This is a genomic window from Defluviimonas sp. D31 (genome assembly GCF_033436765.1).
Lineage (GTDB): Bacteria > Pseudomonadota > Alphaproteobacteria > Rhodobacterales > Rhodobacteraceae > Albidovulum.
Genome location: NZ_JAWQFN010000015.1, coordinates 24,852 through 47,611 on the forward strand (window position 1 = coordinate 24,852; position 22,760 = coordinate 47,611).

A 22,760-nucleotide genomic window follows, 5' to 3' on the forward strand; every position below is an offset into this window, starting at 1 on the left:
ATGTCCCTTCACGAAGCCCCTCTCTCTGCGCCGAAATGCGGCGACTGCCCCATTCGCCACCGGGCGGTCTGCGCGCGCTGCGAGTCGGACGAACTCGCGTCGCTGGACGCGATCAAGTTCTACCGCAGCTTCGAGGCGGGCCAGACGCTGATCTGGTCGGGCGACCGGATGGATTTCGTGGCCTCGGTGGTCACCGGCGTGGCGACGCTGACCCAGGTGCTGGAGGACGGCCGCACCCAGGCGGTGGGGCTCCTCTTCCCGTCTGATTTCGTCGGCCGGCCGGGACGCGACACCGCGCCCTACAACGTGATCGCCACCACCGACCTCCTGATGTGCTGCTTTCGCAAGAAGCCGTTCGAGGAGCTGATGGGCCGCACCCCTCATATCGGCCAGCGGCTTCTGGAAATGACGCTGGACGAGCTCGATGCGGCGCGGGAATGGATGCTGATCCTCGGCCGCAAGACCGCGCGCGAGAAGATCGCGAGCCTTCTGGCGATCGTCGGGCGGCGCGAGGCCTCGCTGCACCTGCGCGCGCCGCGCGGCCGGATCGTCTTCGACCTGCCGCTGACGCGCGAGGCGATGGCCGATTACCTCGGCCTGACGCTGGAGACGGTGAGCCGGCAGATCTCGGCGCTGAAACGCGACGGGATCATCGAGTTGTCGGGCAAGCGCCACGTCACGATTCCGAATTTCGACCGTTTGATGGAGGAGGCCGGGGACGATTCCGATGGCGGACTCGTCGTCTGAGCGAAGCGTCGAGATCTTGGGAGATCTCGCAAAATTGTCTCCATCCGCCGCGCGGACAAAGCCGGTGTTCAGACACGTCCGGGAAGACCAGCCCGAGAGTATCGAGAAGGCGGGGTCACGACACTAGCCCGAGCTGACGCGCAATCGTTGCCGCGTCGTAGTAGTCTCGACCTTCGACCACCTTTCCATCCTTGACCCGCATCACGCTGCAGTAGCGCGTCTCTTGCCGCCGACCACTCGGCGCAAACGTCCCGAGCGATGATTCAAGCGGTCCGGTATGGGTTCCGCGATTGACGAACTCGACCACTGCCCGATCTCCGTCGACGACCACGTTTGTGACTTTCACCTCTCCATCGGGAAACGCTCGCCGCCAGCGCTCGTAGTCCATTCGATATCCCTCGGGCCCGATCTGGCTCTCGCCTCGGGCAACGTCCTCGAACTGGCAGTCCTCCGCAATTACCGCAACGCCGCGTTCGGGATCGCGCATGTCCCACGATTCGTGGAATTGCCGAACGACCTTTTCGGTAGGATGCATGTCGATCACCTTCCTGCGAGTGTGCATGAAGAGAGTAGCGGTCTGCGTTGATCAATCCAACGGAAAGTCCCCATTGGGCTCAAACCGAACCGACACCGGATCCGGGCATCGCCAAATCCTTTGCCGGACGTCATGGCCTCTGCTACCGTCGCGGCAGCTGAAGTCGGCAGGCAGTCAGCCTAATCGGTGTGTGCCGTAACTATCTCTGTCCCAAGGAGGTACTTATGGAGCACAGAACAACCCGCCGTGCGGCCCGTCGCGAGCGGCCGGTGCGGCAGACCAGCGCGGCGAACGCGTTCCGGTTTGACGAGACGGGCGCGGCGCGGGTGCGGTTCGGCTTTCTCGATGGCGGCGATCTCGACATCCTCAAGGCGCGGGTGGTGGAGCTGCTCTCCGACTACGGCGTCGTCGTCCTGCATCCCGAGGCGCGGGCGCGGCTGATCAAAGCCGGGGCGCGCGAGGGGACGGGGGCCGACCGGCTGCGGCTGCCACGGGAACTCATCGCCGAGGCGCTTGCCGCCACGCCGAAGGCGGCGCGGCTCGCTGGCAAGAAGCGCGGCCTCGATCTGGTGCTGCCGCGGCCGGACGGCGGCTTCGTGATGCGCACCGGGACCGGCGCGCATGGCTATGTCGATCCACGCGACACCAAGTATCGCAACATGGACCTCTCCGCGGTGAGCGAGATCGCGGCGGTGGCCAACACGCTGGACGAGGTCGGCTTCATCGCCCATCCCTTCGTCCACGGCGTGCCGGAGAAGACCGCCGACATCCACAGCTACGGGCGGCTCATCGCGCGCACCGACAAGCATGTCTGGATGCAGCCCTACCAGTGGGAGAACGTCGACTACCTGATGAAGATCGCCGCGATCGCGGCGGGGGGCGAGGCGGAGCTGCGCGCCAACCCGATCACCAGCGTCATCACCTGCTCGTTCACGCCCTTGGAATTCAAGTACATGGACACCCATGTGATCATCCAGGCGGGCAAGTACGGGGTGCCGCTCCATGCCTGTTCGCTGCCCTCCTCGGGCGGCACGGCGCCCCTGTCGACCGCGTCGATGGCGGTGATGGCGGCGGCCGAGATCGTCGGCATGACGGTGATGGCCCATGTACTGGCACCGGGCACGCCGGTGATCGCGACGCCGCTGATGTTCACGCTCGACATGCGCACCGGATCGGCGCTGCAATCCTGCGTCGAGTCCCTGCAGGCCGCCAACATGTCGATCCAGCTGATGAAGCAGGGGTTCGGCATGATGGCGCATACCTACGGGTCCGGCTCGGACACGCCCGACGTCGATCACCAGTCGATGGCCGAACGCGCGCTGGTCACCGAGACGGTGGCGCTGGCGGGCGCGGACATCCTCGGCGGGGTCGGGCAGCTTGAATGCGCCACCGTGTTCAGCCCGGTCCAGGCGGTGCTCGACAACGAGGTCGGGGCGATGATGCGGCGCTTCCTGCGCAAGCCCTCGCTCGACGCGGAAAGTCTGAACTGGGAGGAGATGATGCGGATCCGCCAGGGCGGCCATTTCCTCGACAGCGCGCATACGATCGAGACCTGCCGCGACCAGCTCCAGCCCGAGGTGTTCCTGCGCCAGGGGCGGGACGATTACGAGAAGTCGGGCCGCCGCACCGCCTTCGACGCGGCGCGCGAGGCGGCGCTGGCGGCGATCGCGGCGGCGCCGGAGAAGGGCGTGCTGTCTGAAGACCAGCGCAAGGAGATCGCAGCCCTCGCCGCCCATGCCGACGAGCATATCGTCGCGGCCTATGCAGGGGCGGTCGAGGTGATCTGAGCCGGTGAGCCCGGCGAAAGGAGAGCGGTATGAAGCTGCTGGCGGTCAGCGTCGGGCAACCGCGCCCGGCGCTCTATAACGGCAAGGAGGTCGAAACCGGGATCTGGAAGGCGCCGGTCGCGGGACCGGTGAGGGTGTGGCGGCTGAATGTCGACGGTGACCGGCAGGCGGACCTGACGGTGCATGGCGGCGTCCACAAGGCGGTCTATGCCTTTCCGGTGGAGCATTACGGCTTCTACCAGGAACGCTTCGGGCCCGGTCCGTTCGGCTTCGGCCATTTCGGCGAGAACCTGACCACCCGCGGGCTGAGCGAGGACGAGGTGCGGATCGGCGACCGATACCGGATCGGCGGCGCGCTCCTCGAGGTCTCGCAGCCGCGCTCGCCCTGCTTCAAGTTCGGCCTGCGCATGGGATCGCGGGAGGCGATCAAGATCTGCGTCGCGAGCGGGCGCACCGGCTTCTACCTCCGCGTGGTGGAGGAGGGCGAGGTTGCGGCCGGCCACCGTATCGCCGCCGAGCACTGGGACGAGGCGGCCCCGACCGTCGCCGAGGTGCACAGGCTCTATTTCCTAGACCGGAACAACCTCGCGGGGCTGCGCCGGGCGGCGGGTTGCGCGGCGCTCGCCCCCGCCTTCCGCGACGAGTTCATTGCCCGTCTCGCCGCGCTCGGCTGACCCCGCGCGGGGTCAGTGCGCCATCAGCACCGGCACCTCGGCATGTTCGAGCATGTTGCGCGTGGTGCCGCCGAGGATAGCCTCGCGGAAGCGCGAATGGCCATAGGCGCCCATCACCACCATGTCGGCGTTGATGTCGCGCACATGGCGGGCCAGCACCTCGGAGGTCTTGGGCAGGGTCTTGGCCAGCACCGAGACCTCGGCATGGATACCGTGGCGCGACAGAAGCTGCGAGAGCATGCCGCCGGGATCGGAGCGCTCGGGACCGTGGCTTGGCGGGTCGATGATGGTGATGTCGACCGCCGTCGCGGCCTTGAGGAGCGGAAGGGCGGCGCGCATCGCCGTCAGCGCCTCGTCGCTCTGGTTCCAGGCGAGCGCGATCCGGGTGCCGAAATCGACGTTCGACATGCCCTCGGGCAGGACGAGAACCGGCGCCTTGCCCTCGAAGAGCGCGGCTTCAAGGATCGCCTCGGCGGCGTGGTTGCCCGCGGGCCCGTAGGGCTTTTGCAGGACGACCAGATCGGAGAAGCGGGCAAGCAGCGCGACCGGACCGCCGAGCGCGCCGATTTGTGCAACGGCGGTGTCGACGCCCCAGCGGATGTCCTCGGCGTCGAGCCGGTCGCGGATCTCCTTTTCGGCGCGGGCGACCTCTTCCCTGGCCTCGTTGTAGGCCTCCTGGGTGAGGATCGCGGTGGCGCCGGCGTAGTAGTATCCGGTCTGGGTCTGGTCGACGCCGATGCAGAGCACATCGAGATGGGCGTCCTCGCGCCGGGCGAGCGCCACGGCCGCATCGACCTGAGATGTCGCGCTTTTCGCGTCAGTGATGATCGTGAGTATCGACTTGTAGGCCATGCTGCTCCTCCTGCCAGCGCCAGGGCTGCGTCAGTCGAAATCTTGTCGCCTAGGTCAATGTCGCGCTTTGACAAGGATCAAGCGCGCCGCAGTGGCGAATTGACCCAGATCAAAGCGGCGCTTACACCCGAAGGGCCACAACCCGGCCGTCAGAAAAGGTCCGCGGCACCGCCGAATCGGACAACAAGACATTGCGAGGGAACGCAGAGATGCTTGATTATATCAAACTGGGCGTGCTTGGCGCGATAGCGGTACTTGCCGCGATTGCGGCCAACTACGCGCACGACCTGGCTTACATGGTGAACGCGCTGACGGTGATGCTCGCCGCCGCGATAACCTTCATTTGGGTGCTCCGCCGCATCGACGAGCCCCGGCCCGCGCCGGTCAACGAGTACAGCGACGGCGTCATCCGCGCCGGCGTGATCGCGACCTCGTTCTGGGGCGTCGTGGGATTCCTGGTCGGTGTGACGATCGCGTTCCAGCTTGCCTATCCGGCACTCAATTTCTCTGACCTGACGCATGGTTACCTGAATTTCGGCAAGCTTCGGCCGCTGCACACATCGGCGGTGATCTTCGCCTTCGGGGGCAACGCGCTGATCATGTCGTCGTTCTACATCGTCCAGCGCACCTCGGCCGCCCGCCTCTGGGGCGGCAACCTCGCCTGGTTCGTGTTCTGGGGCTACCAGCTCTTCATCGTGCTGGCCGCGACCGGCTATATCCTCGGCGCCACCCAGTCGAAGGAATATGCCGAGCCGGAATGGTACGTCGACATCTGGCTGACGGTGGTCTGGGTCGCCTTCCTCGCGGTCTTCCTCGGCACCCTGATCAAGCGCAAGGAACCCCACATCTACGTGGCGAACTGGTTCCTTCTGTCGTTCATCGTCACCGTGGCGATGCTGCATCTCGTCAACAACATGTCGATTCCGGTCTCGCTCTTCGGTTCGAAATCGGTGCAGGTCTTCTCTGGCGTGCAGGACGCGATGACCCAGTGGTGGTACGGCCACAACGCGGTGGGCTTCTTCCTGACCGCGGGCTTCCTCGGCATGATGTATTACTTCGTGCCCAAGCAGGTCGAGCGCCCGGTCTATTCCTACAAGCTCTCGATCATCCACTTCTGGGCGCTGATCTTCCTCTACATCTGGGCCGGTCCGCACCACCTGCACTACACCGCGCTGCCGGACTGGGCCTCGACGCTCGGCATGGTGTTCTCGATCATCCTGTGGATGCCCTCCTGGGGCGGCATGATCAACGGCCTGATGACGCTCTCGGGCGCCTGGGACAAGCTCCGGACCGACCCGATCATCCGCATGATGGTCGTCTCGATCGGCTTCTACGGCATGTCGACCTTCGAGGGTCCGATGATGTCGATCAAGGCGGTGAACTCGCTGTCGCACTACACCGACTGGACCATCGGCCACGTCCATTCCGGCGCACTTGGCTGGAACGGCATGATCACCTTCGGCGCGCTCTACTTCCTGACGCCGCGGCTGTGGAACCGCGAGCGGCTCTACTCGCTCACGCTGGTTTCCTGGCACTTCTGGCTCGCCACGATCGGCATCGTGCTCTACGCCGCCTCGATGTGGGTGACCGGCATCATGGAAGGCCTGATGTGGCGTGAAGTCGACGCGCAGGGCTTCCTCGTGAACGCCTTCGCCGACACTGTCGCCGCCAAGTACCCGATGTATGTGGTGCGCGGCCTTGGCGGGGTTCTCTACCTCGCGGGTGCGATCATCATGGTCTACAACCTCTGGGCCACCGTCGCGAAGCAGCCGGCCATCGCCGGCGCCCGCGCCGCGGTCCCGGCCGAATAAGGGAGGCCGGAACCATGGCCATTCTGGAAAAGCACAAGGTACTGGAAAAGAACGCGACGCTGCTGCTCGTGGGCTCGTTCCTGGTCGTCACCATCGGCGGCATCGTCGAGATCGCACCGCTCTTCTACCTCGAGAACACGATCGAGGAAGTGGAAGGGGTGCGGCCCTACACGCCGCTGGAGCTGACCGGGCGCGACATCTACATCCGCGAGGGCTGCTATGTCTGCCACAGCCAGATGATCCGGCCGATGCGCGACGAGGTGGAGCGTTACGGGCACTACAGCCTCGCGGCGGAATCGATGTACGACCATCCGTTCCAGTGGGGATCGAAGCGCACCGGGCCGGACCTGGCACGGGTCGGCGGTCGCTACTCGAACGAGTGGCATGTCGACCACCTGACCGACCCGCAGTCGGTGGTGCCGGAATCGGTGATGCCGAAATACGGCTTCCTGTCGAACCGGCTGATCGAGCCCAAGCACATCGAGGACCGGCTGAAGACCGACGCGCTGGTCGGCGTGCCCTACACATCGGAGATGATCGAGCTCGCAAAGGCGGACTTCGCCGCGCAGGCCGATCCGGATGCCGATACCGAGGGGCTCGTGGAGCGCTATCCGGGTGCCACTGTGTCGAACTTCGACGGCCAGAGTGGCATCTCCGAGATGGACGCGCTCGTCGCCTATCTGCAGGTGCTGGGGACGATGGTCGACTTCTCGACCTTCCAGCCCGACCCGAACCGCTGAGGAGGAGGCCATGGACAGCTATTCGCTACTGAGGCACTTCGCCGACAGCTGGGCGCTCATCGCGCTCGTCGCGGTGTTCCTCGGCGTCGTGGTCTGGGCCTTCCGGCCTGGATCGCGCCGCCTGCACCGCGACATCGCCAACATCCCGTTCCGGCATGAAGACAGACCCGCGGCCGGCGACGACGCCGCGCAGGAGGCCTCGAAATGAGCAGAAAACCGATCAAGCAAAAGGGCGATCCCGAAACCACCGGCCATGAATGGGACGGCATTCAGGAGTGGGACAACCCGATGCCGCGCTGGTGGCTGTGGACCTTCTACGCCACGATCATCTGGGGCATCGGTTATGTCATCGCCTACCCGGCCTGGCCGCTCGTCACGCAGGCGACACAGGGGATTCTGGGCTACGACAATCGCTCCGCCGTCGCCGCCGAGATCGAGCGCTACGAGGCGGCAAACGCGCCGGTCGAGGCGAAGCTCGTCGCGGCCGACCTGAACGCGATCGCCAGCGATCCCGAGCTCACGAACTATACGATGAACGCCGGCGGCGCGATCTTCCGCACCTGGTGCGCGCAGTGCCACGGCTCGGGCGCGGCGGGGGCGGTGGGCTACCCGAACCTTCTCGACAACGACTGGCTCTGGGGTGGCACGATCGAGGACATCCACACCACGATCAGCCACGGCATCCGCAACACCGAAGACCCCGATGCCCGCTATTCGGAGATGCCGCGCTTCGGCACCGATGAATTGCTGGAGCCCGAGCAGATCGACCAGGTCGTGAACCACGTCCTGAAGATCTCTGGCCAGGAGGCCGATGAGGGCCTCGCTGCCGAGGGTGCGACGGTCTATGCCGACAACTGCGCGGGCTGCCATGCCGAGGACGGCACCGGCGACCGGGCGCAGGGCGCGCCGAACCTCACCGACGCGATCTGGCTTTACGGAGGCGATCACGCGGCACTAACGGAGTCGGTCAGCAACGCCCGCTTCGGGGTGATGCCGGGCTGGACCGGCCGCCTGAGCGAAGCCGAGATCCGCGCCGTGTCCGCCTGGGTCCACAGCCGCGGCGGCGGCGAATAGGTCGCGAGCGGCGAAAAGCAAGGGAATGGGGGCCGCGGCCCCCATTTCGTTTCGCACCGCCGCGCGCCTCGGCGCCGGCGTTTACGGACGCGCCGGACCTGCGCTAAGGTCGGCGCACGACACCGCCGGCCATCGCCGCACCCTTCTCGCCGGCGGCCCGGTCGGGATTCTTTTCGACTGTCAGACATCGCGCCGCGGGTTTCATGTGCGCCAAGGGAGGTATGAGGATGATCGAGAAACTTCTGGNACCCTTCTCGCCGGCGGCCCGGTCGGGATTCTTTTCGACTGTCAGACATCGCGCCGCGGGTTTCATGTGCGCCAAGGGAGGTATGAGGATGATCGAGAAACTTCTGGTAGCCGTCGACGGCTCCGGCCATTCGCTGAAGGCGGTGGAATATGCCGCCACGATCGCGGCGGCTTGCAAGGCGAAGCTATTGATCCTGACGGTGCTGAAGCCGCGCCAAGTGCCCAAGGTTTCCGACGCCCTGCGCAAATACGCCGAGCTCGAGCATATCGAGGGGACCGACTACGAGGCGATGAAGCTGCTGTCGAGCGACCTTCTCGCGCATGCTGAGGGCGTCGCGCGCGAGAAGGGCGCGACCGATGTCGAAAAGCTGGTCGAGAGTGGACCGGTCGCCCGCACAGTCGTCGACATCGCCAGACGGAAGAAGGTCGACATCATCGTCCTCGGATCGCGCGGGCTCGGCAATATCGAGGCGACGCTGCGCGGCGGTGTGTCGCACCGGGTCGAGCTTCTGTCGAAATGCCCGGTTCTCACGGTCAAATGACGCAGGCCGGGGCGGAGCGGTCCGGCCATCGCTCCGCTCTTGATTTATGTCAATGTGGCGGGCCGGGAATCGCTGCAGATTGGCTGCGAACTGGGAGATAACCCCCAGTCCAAGCACCGGCGCCCCGTCCTGTTCGCGCGTTTCCTGGGGGCTCCGGTGCTTGACTTTTTCCGGCCTAGCCCATCGCTTCCGCCTTCGCGCCCCGTTCGCGGGCGCGTTTCGCATCGGCCCGCACCACCCAGTTCGCGAGCCCGGCACCGGCGATGCAGTAGACAGCGCCGAAAGCCAGCACCAGTTCGCCCGGAATCGGCCCGATATCGGCGCGGTTGACGAAGCCGGCGAAGCTCTGCACCGGCACCGGGTGGATCACCAGCTTGCCGACATAGGCCAGCGACTGGATCGCGAGGATCCAAAGGTAGTTGCGCCGCACCCGCCGGGCCAAGGCGGTCATGAAGCCGATGTGATAGGCCGGGTGGAGGTAGTCGTTGGCCAGCACGCTGTGCCAGTTATGCTCGGTGTGCAGGTCGCCGTCCTCGGTCAGCATCGGCGCGTAGAAATGTTTTTCGAGCCAGCGGGCGCGGGCGCGCCAGACGTTGAAATAGCGGTAACGCCGCGCCTCGAGCACGAGGAAGAGCAGGATCAGGACGCCGACGATCAGAAGCGGGATCGGCGAGGCGCCGGGCGAGGAGAAGGAGATGGACAGCGCCACCCCGAGCGTCACCACCGCCCAGTTCGTCGTGGTGTCGAGCCGGGTGCGCCAGATCGTCGAGCGGTAGACCTCGGCGCGGTAAAGATGGGCGATCGCGCCGATCTCGGCGGCCGTGAATTCCGACGTCTCCGCCGCCTTGCGCTTTTCCGCCATTCGCTCCCCCGGATCCCGCCCCTGCAGGATTGAACCCGATCCCGCTGCGATCTCCAAGCCCGGCGGCACCGATTCGTGCTACGTTGCCCCGGCGCATTCGCCGCATCGCAGCGGGAGCCTTTGACCTATATCAAGGCTGCGGCTCCGCTTCACTGCTTATGAGGGCCGCGCGAACAGACAAATCCGGGAATCCGAATATGAGTTCCAGCGATACCCCTCCCGCGCTTTATGCCGCGCACGAGCCGGTTTTTCCGAGGCGCGTCAGCGGGCGGTTCCGCAACCTGAAATGGGTGATCATGGCGATCACCCTCGGGATCTACTACATCACGCCGCTGCTGCGCTGGGACCGGGGGCCGAACCTGCCCGACCAGGCGGTGCTCGTCGATCTCGCGAACCGCCGCTTCTTCTTCTTCATGATCGAGATCTGGCCGGACGAATTCTATTTCGTCGCAGGGCTCCTGATCATGGCGGGGCTCGGGCTCTTTCTCTTCACCTCGGCGCTCGGCCGGGTCTGGTGCGGCTATGCCTGCCCGCAGACGGTCTGGACCGACCTCTACATCCTCGTCGAACGCTGGGTCGAGGGCGACCGCAACGCCCGCGTGCGGCTCTGGAACGCGAAGTGGGATCTGCGCAAGCTGCGGCTCAGGATGACCAAGTGGGTGCTGTGGCTCCTGATCGGGCTCGCGACCGGCGGGGCCTGGGTGTTCTACTTCACCGACGCGCCGACGCTCGCCCGCGATCTCGTGGCGGGGCAGGCGCATCCCATCGCCTATACGACGATGGCCGTCCTGACCCTCACCACCTTCTTCTTCGGCGGCTTCGCGCGCGAGCAGATCTGCATCTATGCCTGCCCCTGGCCGCGGATCCAGTCGGCGATGATCGACGAGGACACGCTGCTCGTCGCCTATCGCGAGTGGCGCGGCGAGCCGCGCGGCAAGCTCAAGAAGGGCGAGGAGGATCCCGAGCAGGGCGATTGCATCGACTGCATGGCCTGCGTCAATGTCTGCCCGGTGGGGATCGACATCCGCAACGGCCAGCAGCTCGAATGCATCACATGCGCGCTCTGCATCGACGCCTGCGACGAGGTGATGGACCGGATCGGCAAACCGCGCGGGCTGATCGGCTACATGGCGCTCAAGGACGAGACGGCGGAGCGGGCGGGCGGCCATCCGAAGAATGTCTGGAAGCACATCTTCCGGCCGCGCACGATCCTTTACACCACGCTCTGGTCGGCGATCGGCATCGCGATGGTAGTCGCCCTGTTCATCCGCTCGCCGATCGACGTCAACGTCACGCCGGAGCGCAACCCGCTCTTCGTCACCATGTCCGACGGCGCGATCCGCAACAGCTATGAGCTTCGCCTGCGCAACAAGCATGGCGAGGACCGGCCGTTTCGGATATCCATCTCTGCGGATGCACGCTTCCGGCTGGCGCTGGAAGGCGGCGAAAGCCTGGAGGTTATGGTGCCCGCGGATTCGACCCTGACCCAGCGGCTCTATATCACCGCCCCGGCGGGAACCTCTGGGGCGAAGGCGGAGCGGACCGACATCCGGCTCTGGATCGCCGATGGCAAGAGCACCGACCGGGTCGATGTCGACACCGTGTTCAACGGGAAGGGCGAGTGAGATGAAGCGCGAACTGACCGGCCGCAAGGTGTTCCTGATCACCGCCGCCGCCTTTGGCGTGATCATCGCCGTGAACGTGGTGATGGCGGTGCAGGCGGTGCGCACCTTCCCCGGGCTGGAGGTCAAGAACTCCTATGTCGCCTCCCAGACCTTCGACGCGGAGCGCAAGGCGCAGGAGGCGCTGGGCTGGACGCTGACCGAAAGCTACGGGGCGGGCGAGCTCAGGCTCGCCTTCCGCGACGCGGACGGTCTGCCGGTGCGGGTCGAGGGGCTTTCGGCCACCGTCGGGCGCACGACCGAATCCGCGAACGACATCACGCCCGAGTTCCGCTGGGTGAACGGCGACTATGTCGCCGAGGCCGATCTCGCCCCCGGCAAGTGGATGATCCTTCTTGAGGCTTTCGCCAGGGACGGCACCCGCTTCCACCAGCGCATCGACCTCTTCGTGAGGGGCTGATGAGCACGCTCGCGCCCTCCGCCTCGGCCTGTCCGGCCTGTGTCGCGGCGCCCGCCGCCGAACGGATCGCCGAGGCGCGGGCGGCGAAGGACGCGGGCCTCGTGCTCTCCTTGCCGACGGCGCATTGCGCGGTCTGCATCTCGGACGTGGAGCGGACCCTGTCGGCGCTGCCGGGGGTGCGGTCGGCGCGGGTGAACCTGACCTTGAAGCGGGTCTCGGTCGCCGCCGCGCCCGAGGTCACGGCCGAGGACCTGATCGGCGCGCTGAAGGGGATCGGCTATCCCGCGCACGAACTCGATCCCGGCCTCCTGTCGGTGACCGAGACCGACAAGGCGGGGCGCGACCTCCTGATGCGGCTCGGAGTCGCGGGCTTCGCGATGATGAACATCATGCTCCTGTCGGTCGCCATCTGGTCGGGCGCCGAGGCGGCGACGCGCGATCTCTTTCACTGGATCTCGGCCGCGATCGCGCTGCCGACGCTTGCGTTCTCCGGCCAGCCCTTCTTCGCCTCGGCCTGGGCGTCGCTCAAGGCGCGCCGTCTCGGGATGGATGTGCCGATTTCGCTGGCGCTGATCCTCGCCTCGTCGATCTCGCTCTACGAGACCTTCGCGGGCGGTCATCACGCCTATTTCGACGCCGCCGTCTCGCTCTGCTTCTTCCTCCTTGCGGGGCGCTATCTCGACTACCGCAGCCGCGCCGCGGCGCGGTCGGCGGCCGAGGAGCTGACCGCGCTCGAAGTGCCGCGCGCGACGCGGCTGACCGATGGCGCCGAGACCGTGGTGCCGATCGCCGAGCTCGCGGTCGGCGATCTGGTGCGGGTGCGCCCCGGCGGGCGGATGCCGGTGGACGGGGTCGTCGTCGCGGGCACATCGGAGATCGACCGCTCGCTCCTGACCGGCGAGACGCTGCCGGTCTGGGCGGGCGAGGGGAGCGCGGTCAGCGCCGGCGAAGTGAACCTCACCGGGCCCCTGACCTTGCGCGTCACCGCGGCGGGGCGCGACACCTCGCTTCACCGCATGGCCGATCTGGTCGCGGTCGCCGAAAGTGCCAAGACCCGCTACACCTCGCTCGCCGACCGCATGGCGCGGGCCTATTCGCCGGTCGTGCACCTGATGGCGCTCGCCTCCTTCTCGACGTGGTTCTACCTGACCGGCGACCTCCGGCTCGCGGTCAACGTCGCGGCGGCGGTGCTGATCATCACCTGTCCCTGCGCGCTGGCGCTCGCGGTGCCGGCGGTGGTGACCTCGGCCTCGGGCAAGCTCTTCCGCAAGGGCTTCCTGATCAAGGACGGCACCGCGCTCGAACGGCTGGCCGAGGTCGATACGGTGGTGTTCGACAAGACCGGGACGCTGACCATGGGCGCGCCGGAGCCGGTCGACCTGGCCGCCCATTCCCGCGCCGATCTGGAGATTGCCGCGGCACTCGCAGGCGCCTCGGCGCACCCCCTGTCGCGGGCCCTCAGCGCGGCGCTGGCGGAGGCTGAGATCGTTCCGGCCAAGGTTGCGGACATCCGTGAAGTGCCGGGCTACGGCGTCGAGGGGCGGCAAGGCGGCCGCACGGTGCGGCTTGGCCGCGCCGAATGGGTGGGGTCCGCGCCCGCCGACGGGACCGCGACCTACCTTGCGGCCGGCGAGGGCCCGGCCCGTGCCTTTGGCTTCACCGACCGTCCGCGCCCTGGTGCGGGCGAAGCAGTGGCGGCGCTGACGGCGGCGGGCAAGCGGGTGATCCTCCTGTCGGGCGACACCGAGGCTCCGGTCGCCCGTCTCGCGGCCGATCTCGGCATCGCGGACTGGCAGGCTGGCCAGCGCCCCGAGGACAAGGCTGCGCGCATCGCGGCGCTGACCGGGGAGGGGGCACGCGTCGTGATGGTGGGCGACGGGCTCAACGACACTGCCGCGCTCGCCTCGGCCCATGTCTCGATCTCGCCCGCCTCGGCGCTGGACGCCGCGCGGGTGGCCTCGGACATCGTGCTCCTGGGGCAGGACCTCGCGCCGCTGGCCGACGCGATCCGCATCGCCACGCAGGCGCGGATCCGCATCAAGCAGAACTTCGCGCTGTCGCTCGCCTACAACCTCGTGGCGGTGCCGGTGGCGCTCGTCGGCCTCGCCACGCCCTTGATCGCGGCCCTGGCCATGTCCACATCCTCGGTCACGGTGTCGCTGAACGCGCTCCGCCTGAAGTAAGGCCCCTTCGATGGAAATGCTGGCAATCCTGATCCCGGTCTCGCTCCTCCTCGGAGGGATCGGGCTCGTCGCGTTCGTATGGGCGCTGAAGCACCGGCAATACGAGGATCCCGAGGGCGACAGTCAGCGCATCCTCAAGACGGACTGGGACGACCGGCCGAAGCCCTGATCAGGGCCCGACCACCGTGCAGTCGGTCTGCCGCGCCTGAAGGCGGCGGCAGGCGAGCTGGGCCATCTCCTCGGTCATGCCGACGAAGTTCGCGTCGAAGCCGCCATTGCGCGACACGACCTTGCGGAGCGCGTCGTCGAGCGTCGTCATCTCCACCAGCGCGGTCTGCAGGAGCTGGCGCTCGGCATTGTAGCGCGAGGAGTAGTGGCCGACGTTGATCGACCATTGCCGCCCGCCCGAGGTCGAGACGCGGGTGACGACCTCGAGGTCCTCGGCGCTTTCCTCCGGCTGGGTGACGGCGGCAAGGACGATCTGCTCGGGCGCCTCGGGGGCTGTAGCAGCCGGGGCGGGGGCGGCCACGATCACGGTCTCGGCAGGCTCGGGCGCCGGTTCCGCGGCCGGTGCGGCTTCGGCCAGATCGACGGCTTCGGTGGGTTCGACCGCTTCCGGCTCGACCGGCGTGGCGGCCTCCGCAACCAGTTCGGCCGGGCGCGGCGCGGGCGTGGTTTCGGGCAATGTCATAGAAGCTGCGACAACGCTCTCGGTCTCCTTTGCGGAGACCTCGGGCGCCGGCGCGGCGGCGGCGAGCACGGTCTCGGGCTGCGGTGCGGTTTCCTGGACGAAGGTCGGCCCCGCCGGGGCGGTCGCGGGTTCGGCGGCTTCGGCGGGCGCGGCTTCGGTTTCGGCTGCGGCAATGACCGTCGCGGCGGGGGCCTCGGGCGCGGGTTCGCCCTGGGCCTCGGCGAGGACCGCGTTGATCGTGTCCTGCATCGCCACGAGGAGTTCGTCGGCCGGTGCCGAGTCGCCGGGCACCGGCCTTGGCAGCGGGCGCGGGCTTTGCGCGACCGCCACGTTCAGGCGCAGGGTCTTGCCTGCGGGCAGCGTGCGGCTGCCGGAAATCGCCTCGGCGACGACGCGAGTGACGTCGTCGGCCGGCACGTCGGCGCCGGCGCCACCGCCGGCGACATAGACCGGGCGCGCGGGCTTTTGCACCGCGACCCGGTTCGGTGCCTTGCCGAAGCCGAGATCCATCAGCTCGGCAACGCGGGCATTGCGCGAAGCGGTCGACTTGCCGCCGAAGACGGTGGTGATAATGCGCTTGTCGCCGCGCTGGGCCGAGGCGGTGAGGTTGAAGCCGGCCGCCGACGTGTAGCCGGTCTTGATCCCGTCCGCGCCCTTGTAGGCGGCGAGAAAGCGGCGGTTGGTATGGGCGACCTGGGCGACGCCGGCGTCGGCGGTCGTGCGCGAGAAGATGTTGTAATACTGCGGGAAGTCGTAGAATAGATGGCGCCCGAGAGTGGTCATGTCTCGCGCGGTCGAGAGATGACCCTTCGCGGTCAGCCCGTTGGCGTTGACGAAGGTGGTGCGGCTCATGCCCATCGACTTGGCGGTGCGGTTCATCCGCTTGGCGAAGGCGGGCTCGGACCCCTCGATGGCTTCGCCGATCGCGGTCGCGGCGTCATTGGCCGACTTGATCGCCGCGGCACGGATCAGGTAGCGCAGCGCGATGGTCTGGCCCGCGCGCAGGCCGAGCCGCGAGGGCGGCTGCGAGGCGGCGTGCTTGGAAATCTTGACCTTGCTGTCGAGCGAGATCTCGCCGCGCTCGATCGCCTCGAAGGCGACGTAGAGCGTCATCATCTTGGTCAGCGAGGCCGGATGCAGACGCGTGTCGGCATTGTCCTCGTGCAGCACCTGTCCGGTGCGGGCGTCGATGACGAAATCCGCGTAGGGAGCTGCCTGTGCCAAAATCGGCACCATGATGACCGCGAGCGCGGCCGCGACGAAAATGCGGGTTCGATGGAACCACTGCCCCGGACAAGTCAACACCTGTCTCACCTTTATCCTGCCTCGTGCCCCGGTCATTTCCGCCAGAGCTTCATTTATACACGTTGACGATAACATAGCCGCGAGCAGCCGGAAACACCTGATATCCCAAGCCTTGACGATATTCGGTCCGCGTTGCGGTCCCGCGCCGGAGGATCGCAGATATCGCGGAACCGGCCACGGCCCCCACCAGATCAGCGGCCTTCGGCGTCCTTGATCCCTTCCACCAGGCGGGTGAGTTCGCCAAGATCGGGCAGCGTGCGGAACCGCGCATGGCCTTCCGGCGGCGCCTCGTGCTCGAGCGCCCAGGTCAGTTCATGCGGCACATGCACGCCCCAGCCGCCGATCCGGATCATCGGCAGGACGTCTGACTTCAGCGAATTGCCGACCATCATCGCGGCCTCGGCCACGAGCCCGTGACGGGCAAAGATGTCCGCATAGACGGGCGCGGTCTTGTCCGAGACGATCTCCACCCCGTCGAAGAGGTCGCCGAGCCCGGACTGGGCGAGCTTGCGCTCCTGGTCGAGCAGGTCGCCCTTGGTGATCAGGAGGATCCGGTGCGCGGCCGCGAGTTCCTCGACCGCGGCGCGGGCATGGGGCAGGAGCTCGATCGGATGAGCGAGCATCTCCTGACCGGCGGCGATGATCTCGCGGATGACGCGCGCGGGCACCCGGTCCTCCGTCACCTCGATCGCGGTCTCGATCATCGACAGCGTGAAGCCCTTGATGCCGAAGCCGTAGCGGCCGAGGTTGCGGCGCTCGGCCGCGAGCAGGCGCTCGTCGAGATGGTCGCGCTCCGCGTAATCGGCCAGCAGCCCCGCGACATGGTCCTGGGTCATGCGGAAGAACCGCTCGTTGTGCCAGAGCGTGTCGTCGGCGTCGAAAGCGATCGTGGTCAGGTCCGGCACTGCTGTCTCCCGCTTCATGCTTGCCCGGTTTCGGGGTTGCGGATCCTTCGCCGCACATGGTGGCCTTTTCTGGCGCGCCTGAGGCTTTATAATAAGATGCGGAACCGACCGCATCCGAATCCCGGTCGCGGCCCATCAGGAGTGTGGCATTGCCCCTGCGCCCCATCATCATGTCGGACCGCAAGAGCGGCGACGACCACGAGACGTCGGTCGCCACCAAGACGCGGCCGAAGACGCAGCGGCCGCCGCTCTACAAGGTGCTTTTGCTCAACGACGACTACACGCCGATGGAGTTTGTCGTCCATGTGCTGGAACGCTATTTCGGCATGAGCCACAGCCAGGCCTTCGAGATCATGCTGACGGTGCACAAGAAGGGGCTCGCGGTGGTCGGGGTCTTCTCCTTCGAGGTGGCGGAGACCAAGGTCGCCCAGGTGATGGATTTCTCGCGCCGCCACCAGCATCCGCTGCAATGCACGATGGAAAAGGAATAGGGCGCGGCCCGCTCCATGACGCATCCCCGGCTTTCCCTCGCGCTTGACGGCGCCGACGCGCTGCCGCTCTCCGGGCAGATCCTCGCTTTGGGGCCGGTCGCGGCGGCGGGCGACCTGCCGCTGCCGAAGGAGCGCACAACCGTCGTGCAGGGCTTCCGCCCCGACCACGACGCTTTCGCCGCGCGCGGCTACCGGACCGTGCCCGCGGTTGCCGAGGCGGGTTCGGGCTTTGCCGCCGCAATCGTCTTTCTGCCGCGGTCGCGGGGGGCGGCCCATGCGCTTGTCGTCGAGGCGGCGGCGCGGGTCGTGCCGGGCGGGCCGGTCTGGGTCGACGGCGCGAAGACCGACGGTATCGACTCGATCCTGAAGGAGGTTCGCGCCCGCGTCGCGGTCTCGGCCCCGTTCGCCAAGGCGCATGGCAAGATCTTCCGCTTCGACGCGCCGGGACCGGAGGCCTTCGCCGGCTGGGCGGCGGCGGATATCCATCCCGCGCCCGGCTTCGTGACCCGGCCCGGCGTGTTCTCGGCCGACAAGGTCGACCGCGGTTCGGCGCTTCTGGCCGAGGCCCTGCCGCAGGGCCTGAAGGGCCGCGTCGCCGATCTCGGGGCCGGCTGGGGCTGGCTCGCGGCGCAGATCCTCACGCGGCCGGGGGTAAGCGAACTGCATCTCGTCGAGGCCGACCATGCCGCGCTTGCCTGTGCCGAGGTCAATATCGACGATCCGCGCGCGCGATTCCACTGGGCCGACGCGACCCGCTTCCGCCCGCCCGCGAAGCTCGACGCGGTGGTGATGAACCCGCCCTTCCATGCCGGGCGCGCCGCCGAACCGGCGCTCGGCCAGGGCTTCATCGAGGCGGCGGCGGCGATGCTCGCGCCGTCCGGCACGCTCTACATGGTCGCCAACCGGCACCTGCCCTACGAGGCGGTGCTGGCCCGCCACTTCCGCGAACTGGCCGAGATCGGCGGCGACACCGGCTTCAAGCTTATCCGCGCCGCGCGGCCGGGCGAGCCCGCTCGCCCGCGGCGCTGACTTCCGCTAGCCTGCCCGAACAGAATCAACCCCGGAACCCCCATGACCCTGTCCATCGCCGGCAAAACCGCCATCGTCACCGGAGCCGCGAGAGGCATCGGCCTCGCCATCGGCCGCCACTTCGTTGATCGCGGTGCCAAGGTCATGTTCGCCGACAACGACGAGGCCAAGCTTGCCGAGGAGATCGGCACCGAGGCCGCCGCCGAGGGTGCGGTGCGCTGTTTCGGCGGCGATCTCAGCCAGAAGCTGACGGTCGCCAACCTCCTGTCGGCCACGGTCGACGCGTTCGAACGGATCGACATCGTGGTGAACGCGAGCCGCGGCATCATCCCCTCGGACCCGCTCAACCCGGACGATCCGAGCATCGAGGCGATGCTGAAGCAGAACCTTATGACCTCGCTCCGGCTGAGCCAGATGGCGGCGAAGCGGATGATCGCCCAGGCCAAGAAGGACGAGCAGACCGAGGGGCCGGTCGGCTCGATCATCAACATCTCGACGCTCGCGGCCTGCCGCGCCCAGCCCGAGCTTCTCGCCTATTCGATCGCGGGCGCGGCACTCGACCAGGCCACGCGCTCGCTCGCCGTGGCGCTCGCGCCCGAGCGGATCCGGGTGAACGGGGTCGCACTTGCCAGCGTGATGACGGCGAGCCTGCAGGCGAGCCTGAAGGAAAACCCCGACTGGCGCAGCCTGATCACCAGGGGCACGCCGATGGGACGGATCGCGCCGCCGACCGAGCTGGCCGAGGTGGTGCAGTTCCTCGCCTCGGACGGGGCGGGCTTCGTCACCGGGCAGATCCTGACCGTGGACGGCGGCCGCAGCCTGATCGACGCGGTTCCGGCGCCTGCCTACTAAGCCCCGCCGTAGCGCGCCTTGCACTCGGCGATCTGGTCAAGCGCCCGCGGCACCAGCGCCTCGCGCCGGGCCTTCAACGCGGCGAGCTTGCGGTCCTCGGCAGCGGGGTCGAGCGCGACCGGTGTCTCGATCGTCATCGTCTCGGTGGTGAGGCAGGTCGGCGCCTCGTGGCCGGTGCCGCGCGGATAGCCGGGGCAGCGGTAATGCTCGAGATAGGGAAGCTCCTGCCGCGCGGTCCCGTAGCCGCGGGCGCGGCCCGCCTCGGTCTCGGCGATCAGGCGGTCGAGCGTGCGGATGTCCTCGGTCACGGCGCGCAGGCATTGGTCGCGACCCGCGCCGCACCCGGCGAGCGTGGCCGCGGCCGCGGCGGCGAGGACGGCGCGGGGCAGGCGGCCCGCCACGATGCGGCGGTTCATTCGGGATGCTCGACCTTGCAGGCTTCGATCGCGGGTGCGGCCCGGGCCGCAAGCTCCGCGCGCCGGGTCTTGAGCCCGTCGAGCTTGCGCGCCTCGGCCGCGGGGTCGATGGCCACCGGCTCCTTCACGGTGTGGAACACCGGCTCGAAGCACATTCGGCGGTAGGGATGCGGGCCGTAGCCCGGGATGAAGTCGTCGCAGCGCGTCCAGACGTGGCGCACGACCTCGCGCGTCTCGTAGCCATAGCCGCGCGCGAGGGTCGCCTCGGTCTCGGCGATCAGACGGTCGAGGGTGCGCATCTCGCGCGTGGCGCTCTGGATGCAGCGTTCCTGCGGCGAGCCGCAGGCGGCGAGGAGGAGGGCGAGGCAGAGGAGGGGGCGGGCGCGCATGGTCGGGGCTTTCAGTTGGCTGGGCAGGTGGCGGCCTTGGCCTCGATCTGCGCGGCGAGCGCGCCACGGCGGGCCTCTAGGGCGGAGAGTTTGCGTTCCTCGGACGCGCGGTCGATCGGGACCGGCCGGGTTCTCGGTCCGGGCGCGGTGCAGAAGCTCATCCCGACATTCGAACCGGCGCCGCCAAGGCAGAAGTTGACGCTGGCGCCGCCCGTCGAGGCCACGTCGCGGTAGCCGCGCTGCAAGCCGCCCCGCGTCTCGGCGATGAGTCCGTCGATGGTGGCAAGCTCGCGCCGTTCGGCGGCGGTGCAGCGCGGGCCGGAATCGGCGCAGGATGCCGCCGCAAGGATCAACGCGAAGGCGAAAGAGGGGCGGGCGGATACGGCCATCGGGCGACTCCGGGACTGCATGCCCGGCCAGCATAGCGGCTTTGCCGCCGGGGGCAATTTCGGGCGACGCGGGGCGCGCGCTTTTGTCGGACTGGCGGGGCGGGACCGGACCTGCTAGGCCGGGGGCGGCTTGGAGGAAACGGCATGACCAGCGATTTCGACACGAGAAAGGCCGAGGCCGCGGCCTGGTTCCGCTCCTTGCGCGACGAGATCGTCGCGGCCTTCGAAGCGCTCGAGGATGCCGGGCCGGGTGAAGCGCCCGCGGGCCGGTTCGAGGTCAGCGAGACCCGCCGTGCGGGTGCGGCCGGAGAGGATGCCGGCGGCGGACTGATGAGCGTGATGCGCGGCGGGCGGGTCTTCGAGAAGGTCGGCGTCAACGTCTCGACGGTGCACGGGCAGCTTGGGGCCAAGGCGCAAGCCGCGATGGCGGCGCGCGGCGTGCCCGGCATGGCGGAGGATCCGCGCTTCTGGGCCTCGGGCATCAGCCTCGTCGCGCATATGCGGAACCCGCATGTGCCGGCGGTGCACATGAACACGCGGATGTTCTGGACCCCGCACGCCTGGTGGTTCGGCGGCGGCGCCGACCTCAACCCCTGCATCGAATATGCCGAGGACACGGCGCATTTCCACGCGGCCCTGAAGGCCGCCTGTGACGCCCATGACCCGGGCTATTACACCCGGTTCAAGGAATGGGCGGACGAGTATTTCTTCGTCCCCCACCGCCTCCGCGCCCGCGGCGTCGGCGGCATCTTCTTCGACGATCTCAACACCGGCGACTGGGACGCCGACTTCGACTTCACCAAGGCTGTCGGCCAGGCTTTCCTGCCCGCCTTCGTGCCGCTCGTCGAGCGCCGCCGCGCGACGGCGTGGGGCGAGGCCGAGCGCGACATTCAGCTTGTCCATCGCGGGCTCTATGCCGAGTACAACCTCGTCTACGACCGCGGCACCAAGTTCGGGCTCGAGACCGGGCACGACGCCAACGCGGTGCTGATGAGCCTGCCGCCCCTGGCGAAATGGGTCTGACGGGCGAGCGGCGATGATCGACGGCCTCGCCCCCGGCTCCTTCGCGGCCTTCCTCGTGACCTCGGCGGTGATCGAACTCACGCCGGGGCCGAACATGGCCTGGCTCGCGATCGTCGCGGCCGGCGAGGGGCGGCGGCCGGGCTATGCCGCGGTTGCCGGGGTGGCGCTCGGGCTCGGGATTGTCGGCATAGCTGCGGCGCTGGGGCTTGCGACGATGGTCGCGGCCTCGCCGCTGGCCTATCAGGCCTTGCGCTGGGGCGGGGTGCTCTATCTTCTCTGGCTCGCCTGGGATGGCTGGCGCGATGCCGGCGACGGGATCGCGCATCTGCCGGACCGCGCGCCGCTCGGCCGTTATTTCCGCCGCGGGCTGATCACCAACCTGCTCAATCCCAAGGCGGCGGTGTTCTACATTGCGGTTCTGCCGGGCTTCGCCGATCCCGCGGGCGTGGTGCTGGTCGAGACGCTCACCCTGTCGATGGCCTATGTCGCGGTCGCGACCGCGATCCATGCCGCGATCGTCACCGCGGCCGGCCTTGCGCGGCGGGTGCTCGACGATCCCGCGCGCAGCCGCATGGTGCGCCGCGCGCTGTCGCTGGCGCTGGCCGGGATCGCGCTCTGGTTCGCCTGGTCGAGCGCGGTTCCGGCGACCTGACGTCGGGCCGCATTGTCGTGCCCGCGCTCTGCCGCTATGAGGTGGCCCGAGGACTGGACGGAGAAACGCGATGAAACCGGCGGACTGCGCGACCATGGCCGATGTGCGGGCCGAGATCGACCGGATCGACGGCGCGCTCGTGGCGCTCCTGACTGAACGCGCAGGCTATATCGACCGCGCCTCGGAGCTGAAGCCCGCGCTCGGCCTGCCGGCGCGGATCGACGACCGGGTCGAGGACGTGGTGGCGAAGGTCAAGGCGCGGGCGATGGCCGAAGGGCTCGACCCGGTGCTGGTCGAGGCGCTCTGGCGCCGCCTCATCGACTGGTCGATCGCGCGCGAGGAAGCGGTGATCGGCCGCGGCTGAGGCTCTCTTGCCTCAGCGGGCTTCCGCGTGTCCGAACTGGTGGTCGTAGAGGGTTCGGAAGAGGCCGTTTTTCTGGAGCAGGCTCTCCGGGGCGCCCTCCTCGTCGACCTGGCCGTCCT

General features: G+C 68.1%; 26 protein-coding genes. 18 read left to right on the forward strand and 8 right to left on the reverse strand.

Features of this window, described 5'->3' with window-relative positions:
* A complete protein-coding gene (fnrL, locus tag R5H32_RS18455) occupies positions 1-747 on the forward strand; it encodes a transcriptional regulator FnrL (protein WP_318340187.1) in 747 nt (248 codons plus the stop codon).
* A 115-nt stretch (positions 748-862) separates the two neighbouring features.
* Here the strand turns inward: fnrL and R5H32_RS18460 are convergent, their stop codons facing one another.
* Positions 863-1,282: an ester cyclase gene (locus tag R5H32_RS18460; protein ID WP_318340161.1), complete on the reverse strand. Its 420-nt coding sequence runs from the start codon at positions 1,280-1,282 to the stop codon at positions 863-865.
* Positions 1,283-1,506: 224 nt separating this feature from the next.
* Here R5H32_RS18460 and R5H32_RS18465 point away from each other — a divergent pair, with 224 nt between their 5' ends.
* Entirely contained in the window at positions 1,507-3,069 is a 1,563-nt protein-coding gene (locus tag R5H32_RS18465) for a trimethylamine methyltransferase family protein (RefSeq protein WP_318340162.1), read from the forward strand.
* A gap of 29 nt (positions 3,070-3,098) precedes the next feature.
* Complete coding sequence (locus R5H32_RS18470; protein WP_318340163.1) at positions 3,099-3,743, forward strand: MOSC domain-containing protein; 645 nt, start codon at positions 3,099-3,101, stop codon at positions 3,741-3,743.
* Between the two features lie 12 nt (positions 3,744-3,755).
* Here the strand turns inward: R5H32_RS18470 and R5H32_RS18475 are convergent, their stop codons facing one another.
* Positions 3,756-4,595 (reverse strand): universal stress protein, encoded by an 840-nt coding sequence (locus tag R5H32_RS18475; RefSeq protein ID WP_318340164.1) that lies wholly within the window; start codon positions 4,593-4,595, stop codon positions 3,756-3,758.
* Positions 4,596-4,804: 209 nt separating this feature from the next.
* Between R5H32_RS18475 and ccoN the strand changes: the two genes are divergently transcribed.
* The 5 genes from ccoN to R5H32_RS18500 all read left to right on the forward strand — a co-directional run bounded on the left by ccoN (position 4,805) and on the right by R5H32_RS18500 (position 9,008).
* Positions 4,805-6,406: a cytochrome-c oxidase, cbb3-type subunit I gene (ccoN, locus tag R5H32_RS18480; protein ID WP_318340165.1), complete on the forward strand. Its 1,602-nt coding sequence runs from the start codon at positions 4,805-4,807 to the stop codon at positions 6,404-6,406.
* Between the two features lie 14 nt (positions 6,407-6,420).
* Complete coding sequence (gene ccoO, locus R5H32_RS18485; RefSeq protein WP_318340166.1) at positions 6,421-7,146, forward strand: cytochrome-c oxidase, cbb3-type subunit II; 726 nt, start codon at positions 6,421-6,423, stop codon at positions 7,144-7,146.
* A 10-nt stretch (positions 7,147-7,156) separates the two neighbouring features.
* The gene (locus tag R5H32_RS18490) at positions 7,157-7,354 is read left to right on the forward strand and encodes a cbb3-type cytochrome c oxidase subunit 3 (RefSeq protein ID WP_318340167.1); all 198 of its coding nucleotides are present in this window, start codon (positions 7,157-7,159) and stop codon (positions 7,352-7,354) included.
* Positions 7,351-8,220, forward strand: coding sequence for a cytochrome-c oxidase, cbb3-type subunit III (ccoP, locus tag R5H32_RS18495; RefSeq protein WP_318340168.1), 870 nt, complete (start codon positions 7,351-7,353; stop codon positions 8,218-8,220). The genes R5H32_RS18490 and ccoP overlap by 4 nt, the downstream gene beginning before the upstream one ends.
* A 335-nt stretch (positions 8,221-8,555) precedes the next feature.
* A complete protein-coding gene (locus R5H32_RS18500) occupies positions 8,556-9,008 on the forward strand; it encodes a universal stress protein (protein WP_318340169.1) in 453 nt (150 codons plus the stop codon).
* A gap of 175 nt (positions 9,009-9,183) precedes the next feature.
* On the opposite strand, the gene R5H32_RS18505 is transcribed toward R5H32_RS18500, so the two are convergent.
* The gene (locus R5H32_RS18505) at positions 9,184-9,870 is read right to left on the reverse strand and encodes a DUF2270 domain-containing protein (RefSeq protein ID WP_318340170.1); all 687 of its coding nucleotides are present in this window, start codon (positions 9,868-9,870) and stop codon (positions 9,184-9,186) included.
* A 197-nt stretch (positions 9,871-10,067) separates the two neighbouring features.
* Between R5H32_RS18505 and ccoG the strand changes: the two genes are divergently transcribed.
* Genes ccoG through ccoS form a run of 4 tightly spaced genes read left to right on the forward strand, consistent with a single transcriptional unit; the run spans position 10,068 to position 14,304 of the window.
* Complete coding sequence (ccoG, locus tag R5H32_RS18510) at positions 10,068-11,495, forward strand: cytochrome c oxidase accessory protein CcoG (protein ID WP_318340171.1); 1,428 nt, start codon at positions 10,068-10,070, stop codon at positions 11,493-11,495.
* 1 nt (position 11,496) lies between these two features.
* Positions 11,497-11,952, forward strand: coding sequence for a FixH family protein (locus R5H32_RS18515; protein WP_318340172.1), 456 nt, complete (start codon positions 11,497-11,499; stop codon positions 11,950-11,952).
* The gene (locus R5H32_RS18520) at positions 11,952-14,135 is read left to right on the forward strand and encodes a heavy metal translocating P-type ATPase (RefSeq protein WP_318340173.1); all 2,184 of its coding nucleotides are present in this window, start codon (positions 11,952-11,954) and stop codon (positions 14,133-14,135) included. The genes R5H32_RS18515 and R5H32_RS18520 overlap by 1 nt, the downstream gene beginning before the upstream one ends.
* A gap of 10 nt (positions 14,136-14,145) precedes the next feature.
* On the forward strand, positions 14,146-14,304 hold the full coding sequence (gene ccoS / locus R5H32_RS18525; protein WP_318340174.1) for a cbb3-type cytochrome oxidase assembly protein CcoS: 159 nt from the start codon (positions 14,146-14,148) through the stop codon (positions 14,302-14,304).
* On the opposite strand, the gene R5H32_RS18530 is transcribed toward ccoS, so the two are convergent.
* A complete protein-coding gene (locus tag R5H32_RS18530) occupies positions 14,305-16,062 on the reverse strand; it encodes a D-alanyl-D-alanine carboxypeptidase family protein (RefSeq protein WP_318340188.1) in 1,758 nt (585 codons plus the stop codon). It lies immediately after the preceding gene.
* A 260-nt stretch (positions 16,063-16,322) separates the two neighbouring features.
* Entirely contained in the window at positions 16,323-17,036 is a 714-nt protein-coding gene (locus R5H32_RS18535) for an HAD family hydrolase (protein ID WP_412099043.1), read from the reverse strand.
* 170 nt (positions 17,037-17,206) lie between these two features.
* Between R5H32_RS18535 and clpS the strand changes: the two genes are divergently transcribed.
* From clpS to R5H32_RS18550, 3 genes are read left to right on the forward strand one after another with little or no spacing between them, the layout of a single operon-like run.
* Positions 17,207-17,527, forward strand: coding sequence for an ATP-dependent Clp protease adapter ClpS (gene clpS / locus R5H32_RS18540; RefSeq protein WP_264772898.1), 321 nt, complete (start codon positions 17,207-17,209; stop codon positions 17,525-17,527).
* 15 nt (positions 17,528-17,542) lie between these two features.
* Entirely contained in the window at positions 17,543-18,556 is a 1,014-nt protein-coding gene (locus R5H32_RS18545) for a class I SAM-dependent methyltransferase (RefSeq protein ID WP_318340176.1), read from the forward strand.
* Between the two features lie 42 nt (positions 18,557-18,598).
* On the forward strand, positions 18,599-19,408 hold the full coding sequence (locus tag R5H32_RS18550) for an SDR family oxidoreductase (protein ID WP_318340177.1): 810 nt from the start codon (positions 18,599-18,601) through the stop codon (positions 19,406-19,408).
* Here the strand turns inward: R5H32_RS18550 and R5H32_RS18555 are convergent.
* The 3 genes from R5H32_RS18555 to R5H32_RS18565 are packed head-to-tail and all read right to left on the reverse strand — an operon-like array spanning position 19,405 to position 20,602.
* Entirely contained in the window at positions 19,405-19,824 is a 420-nt protein-coding gene (locus R5H32_RS18555) for a hypothetical protein (protein WP_318340178.1), read from the reverse strand. The two genes, R5H32_RS18550 and R5H32_RS18555, sit on opposite strands and share 4 nt — an antisense overlap.
* The gene (locus R5H32_RS18560; RefSeq protein ID WP_318340179.1) at positions 19,821-20,213 is read right to left on the reverse strand and encodes a hypothetical protein; all 393 of its coding nucleotides are present in this window, start codon (positions 20,211-20,213) and stop codon (positions 19,821-19,823) included. Before R5H32_RS18560 ends, R5H32_RS18555 begins: the two co-directional genes overlap by 4 nt.
* A gap of 11 nt (positions 20,214-20,224) precedes the next feature.
* Positions 20,225-20,602, reverse strand: a complete 378-nt coding sequence (locus tag R5H32_RS18565) for a hypothetical protein (RefSeq protein ID WP_318340180.1) — start codon at positions 20,600-20,602, stop codon at positions 20,225-20,227.
* Positions 20,603-20,746: 144 nt separating this feature from the next.
* Here R5H32_RS18565 and hemF point away from each other — a divergent pair, with 144 nt between their 5' ends.
* The 3 genes from hemF to R5H32_RS18580 all read left to right on the forward strand — a co-directional run bounded on the left by hemF (position 20,747) and on the right by R5H32_RS18580 (position 22,641).
* Positions 20,747-21,625: an oxygen-dependent coproporphyrinogen oxidase gene (gene hemF, locus R5H32_RS18570; RefSeq protein ID WP_318340181.1), complete on the forward strand. Its 879-nt coding sequence runs from the start codon at positions 20,747-20,749 to the stop codon at positions 21,623-21,625.
* Positions 21,626-21,638: 13 nt separating this feature from the next.
* Positions 21,639-22,277: a LysE family translocator gene (locus tag R5H32_RS18575; RefSeq protein WP_318340182.1), complete on the forward strand. Its 639-nt coding sequence runs from the start codon at positions 21,639-21,641 to the stop codon at positions 22,275-22,277.
* 70 nt (positions 22,278-22,347) lie between these two features.
* Positions 22,348-22,641, forward strand: a complete 294-nt coding sequence (locus R5H32_RS18580) for a chorismate mutase (protein ID WP_318340183.1) — start codon at positions 22,348-22,350, stop codon at positions 22,639-22,641.
* Positions 22,642-22,760: the final 119 nt, after the last annotated feature.

Bases quoted from the DNA above. Each gene is read 5' to 3' on its own strand.
- R5H32_RS18490 (WP_318340167.1), top strand. From the start codon at position 7,157: ATGGACAGCTATTCGCTACTGAGGCACTTCGCCGACAGCTGGGCGCTC.
- fnrL (WP_318340187.1), top strand. From the start codon at position 1: ATGTCCCTTCACGAAGCCCCTCTCTCTGCGCCGAAATGCGGCGACTGC.
- R5H32_RS18555 (WP_318340178.1), bottom strand. From the start codon at position 19,824: ATGAACCGCCGCATCGTGGCGGGCCGCCTGCCCCGCGCCGTCCTCGCC.
- R5H32_RS18530 (WP_318340188.1), bottom strand. From the start codon at position 16,062: ATGGTGCCGATTTTGGCACAGGCAGCTCCCTACGCGGATTTCGTCATC.
- ccoP (WP_318340168.1), top strand. From the start codon at position 7,351: ATGAGCAGAAAACCGATCAAGCAAAAGGGCGATCCCGAAACCACCGGC.
- R5H32_RS18565 (WP_318340180.1), bottom strand. From the start codon at position 20,602: ATGGCCGTATCCGCCCGCCCCTCTTTCGCCTTCGCGTTGATCCTTGCG.
- ccoO (WP_318340166.1), top strand. From the start codon at position 6,421: ATGGCCATTCTGGAAAAGCACAAGGTACTGGAAAAGAACGCGACGCTG.
- R5H32_RS18465 (WP_318340162.1), top strand. From the start codon at position 1,507: ATGGAGCACAGAACAACCCGCCGTGCGGCCCGTCGCGAGCGGCCGGTG.
- hemF (WP_318340181.1), top strand. From the start codon at position 20,747: ATGACCAGCGATTTCGACACGAGAAAGGCCGAGGCCGCGGCCTGGTTC.
- R5H32_RS18580 (WP_318340183.1), top strand. From the start codon at position 22,348: ATGAAACCGGCGGACTGCGCGACCATGGCCGATGTGCGGGCCGAGATC.
- R5H32_RS18470 (WP_318340163.1), top strand. From the start codon at position 3,099: ATGAAGCTGCTGGCGGTCAGCGTCGGGCAACCGCGCCCGGCGCTCTAT.
- R5H32_RS18475 (WP_318340164.1), bottom strand. From the start codon at position 4,595: ATGGCCTACAAGTCGATACTCACGATCATCACTGACGCGAAAAGCGCG.
- R5H32_RS18520 (WP_318340173.1), top strand. From the start codon at position 11,952: ATGAGCACGCTCGCGCCCTCCGCCTCGGCCTGTCCGGCCTGTGTCGCG.
- R5H32_RS18575 (WP_318340182.1), top strand. From the start codon at position 21,639: ATGATCGACGGCCTCGCCCCCGGCTCCTTCGCGGCCTTCCTCGTGACC.
- R5H32_RS18550 (WP_318340177.1), top strand. From the start codon at position 18,599: ATGACCCTGTCCATCGCCGGCAAAACCGCCATCGTCACCGGAGCCGCG.
- R5H32_RS18515 (WP_318340172.1), top strand. From the start codon at position 11,497: ATGAAGCGCGAACTGACCGGCCGCAAGGTGTTCCTGATCACCGCCGCC.
- R5H32_RS18460 (WP_318340161.1), bottom strand. From the start codon at position 1,282: ATGCATCCTACCGAAAAGGTCGTTCGGCAATTCCACGAATCGTGGGAC.
- R5H32_RS18505 (WP_318340170.1), bottom strand. From the start codon at position 9,870: ATGGCGGAAAAGCGCAAGGCGGCGGAGACGTCGGAATTCACGGCCGCC.
- R5H32_RS18560 (WP_318340179.1), bottom strand. From the start codon at position 20,213: ATGCGCGCCCGCCCCCTCCTCTGCCTCGCCCTCCTCCTCGCCGCCTGC.
- R5H32_RS18545 (WP_318340176.1), top strand. From the start codon at position 17,543: ATGACGCATCCCCGGCTTTCCCTCGCGCTTGACGGCGCCGACGCGCTG.
- ccoN (WP_318340165.1), top strand. From the start codon at position 4,805: ATGCTTGATTATATCAAACTGGGCGTGCTTGGCGCGATAGCGGTACTT.
- clpS (WP_264772898.1), top strand. From the start codon at position 17,207: ATGTCGGACCGCAAGAGCGGCGACGACCACGAGACGTCGGTCGCCACC.
- R5H32_RS18500 (WP_318340169.1), top strand. From the start codon at position 8,556: ATGATCGAGAAACTTCTGGTAGCCGTCGACGGCTCCGGCCATTCGCTG.
- ccoS (WP_318340174.1), top strand. From the start codon at position 14,146: ATGGAAATGCTGGCAATCCTGATCCCGGTCTCGCTCCTCCTCGGAGGG.
- ccoG (WP_318340171.1), top strand. From the start codon at position 10,068: ATGAGTTCCAGCGATACCCCTCCCGCGCTTTATGCCGCGCACGAGCCG.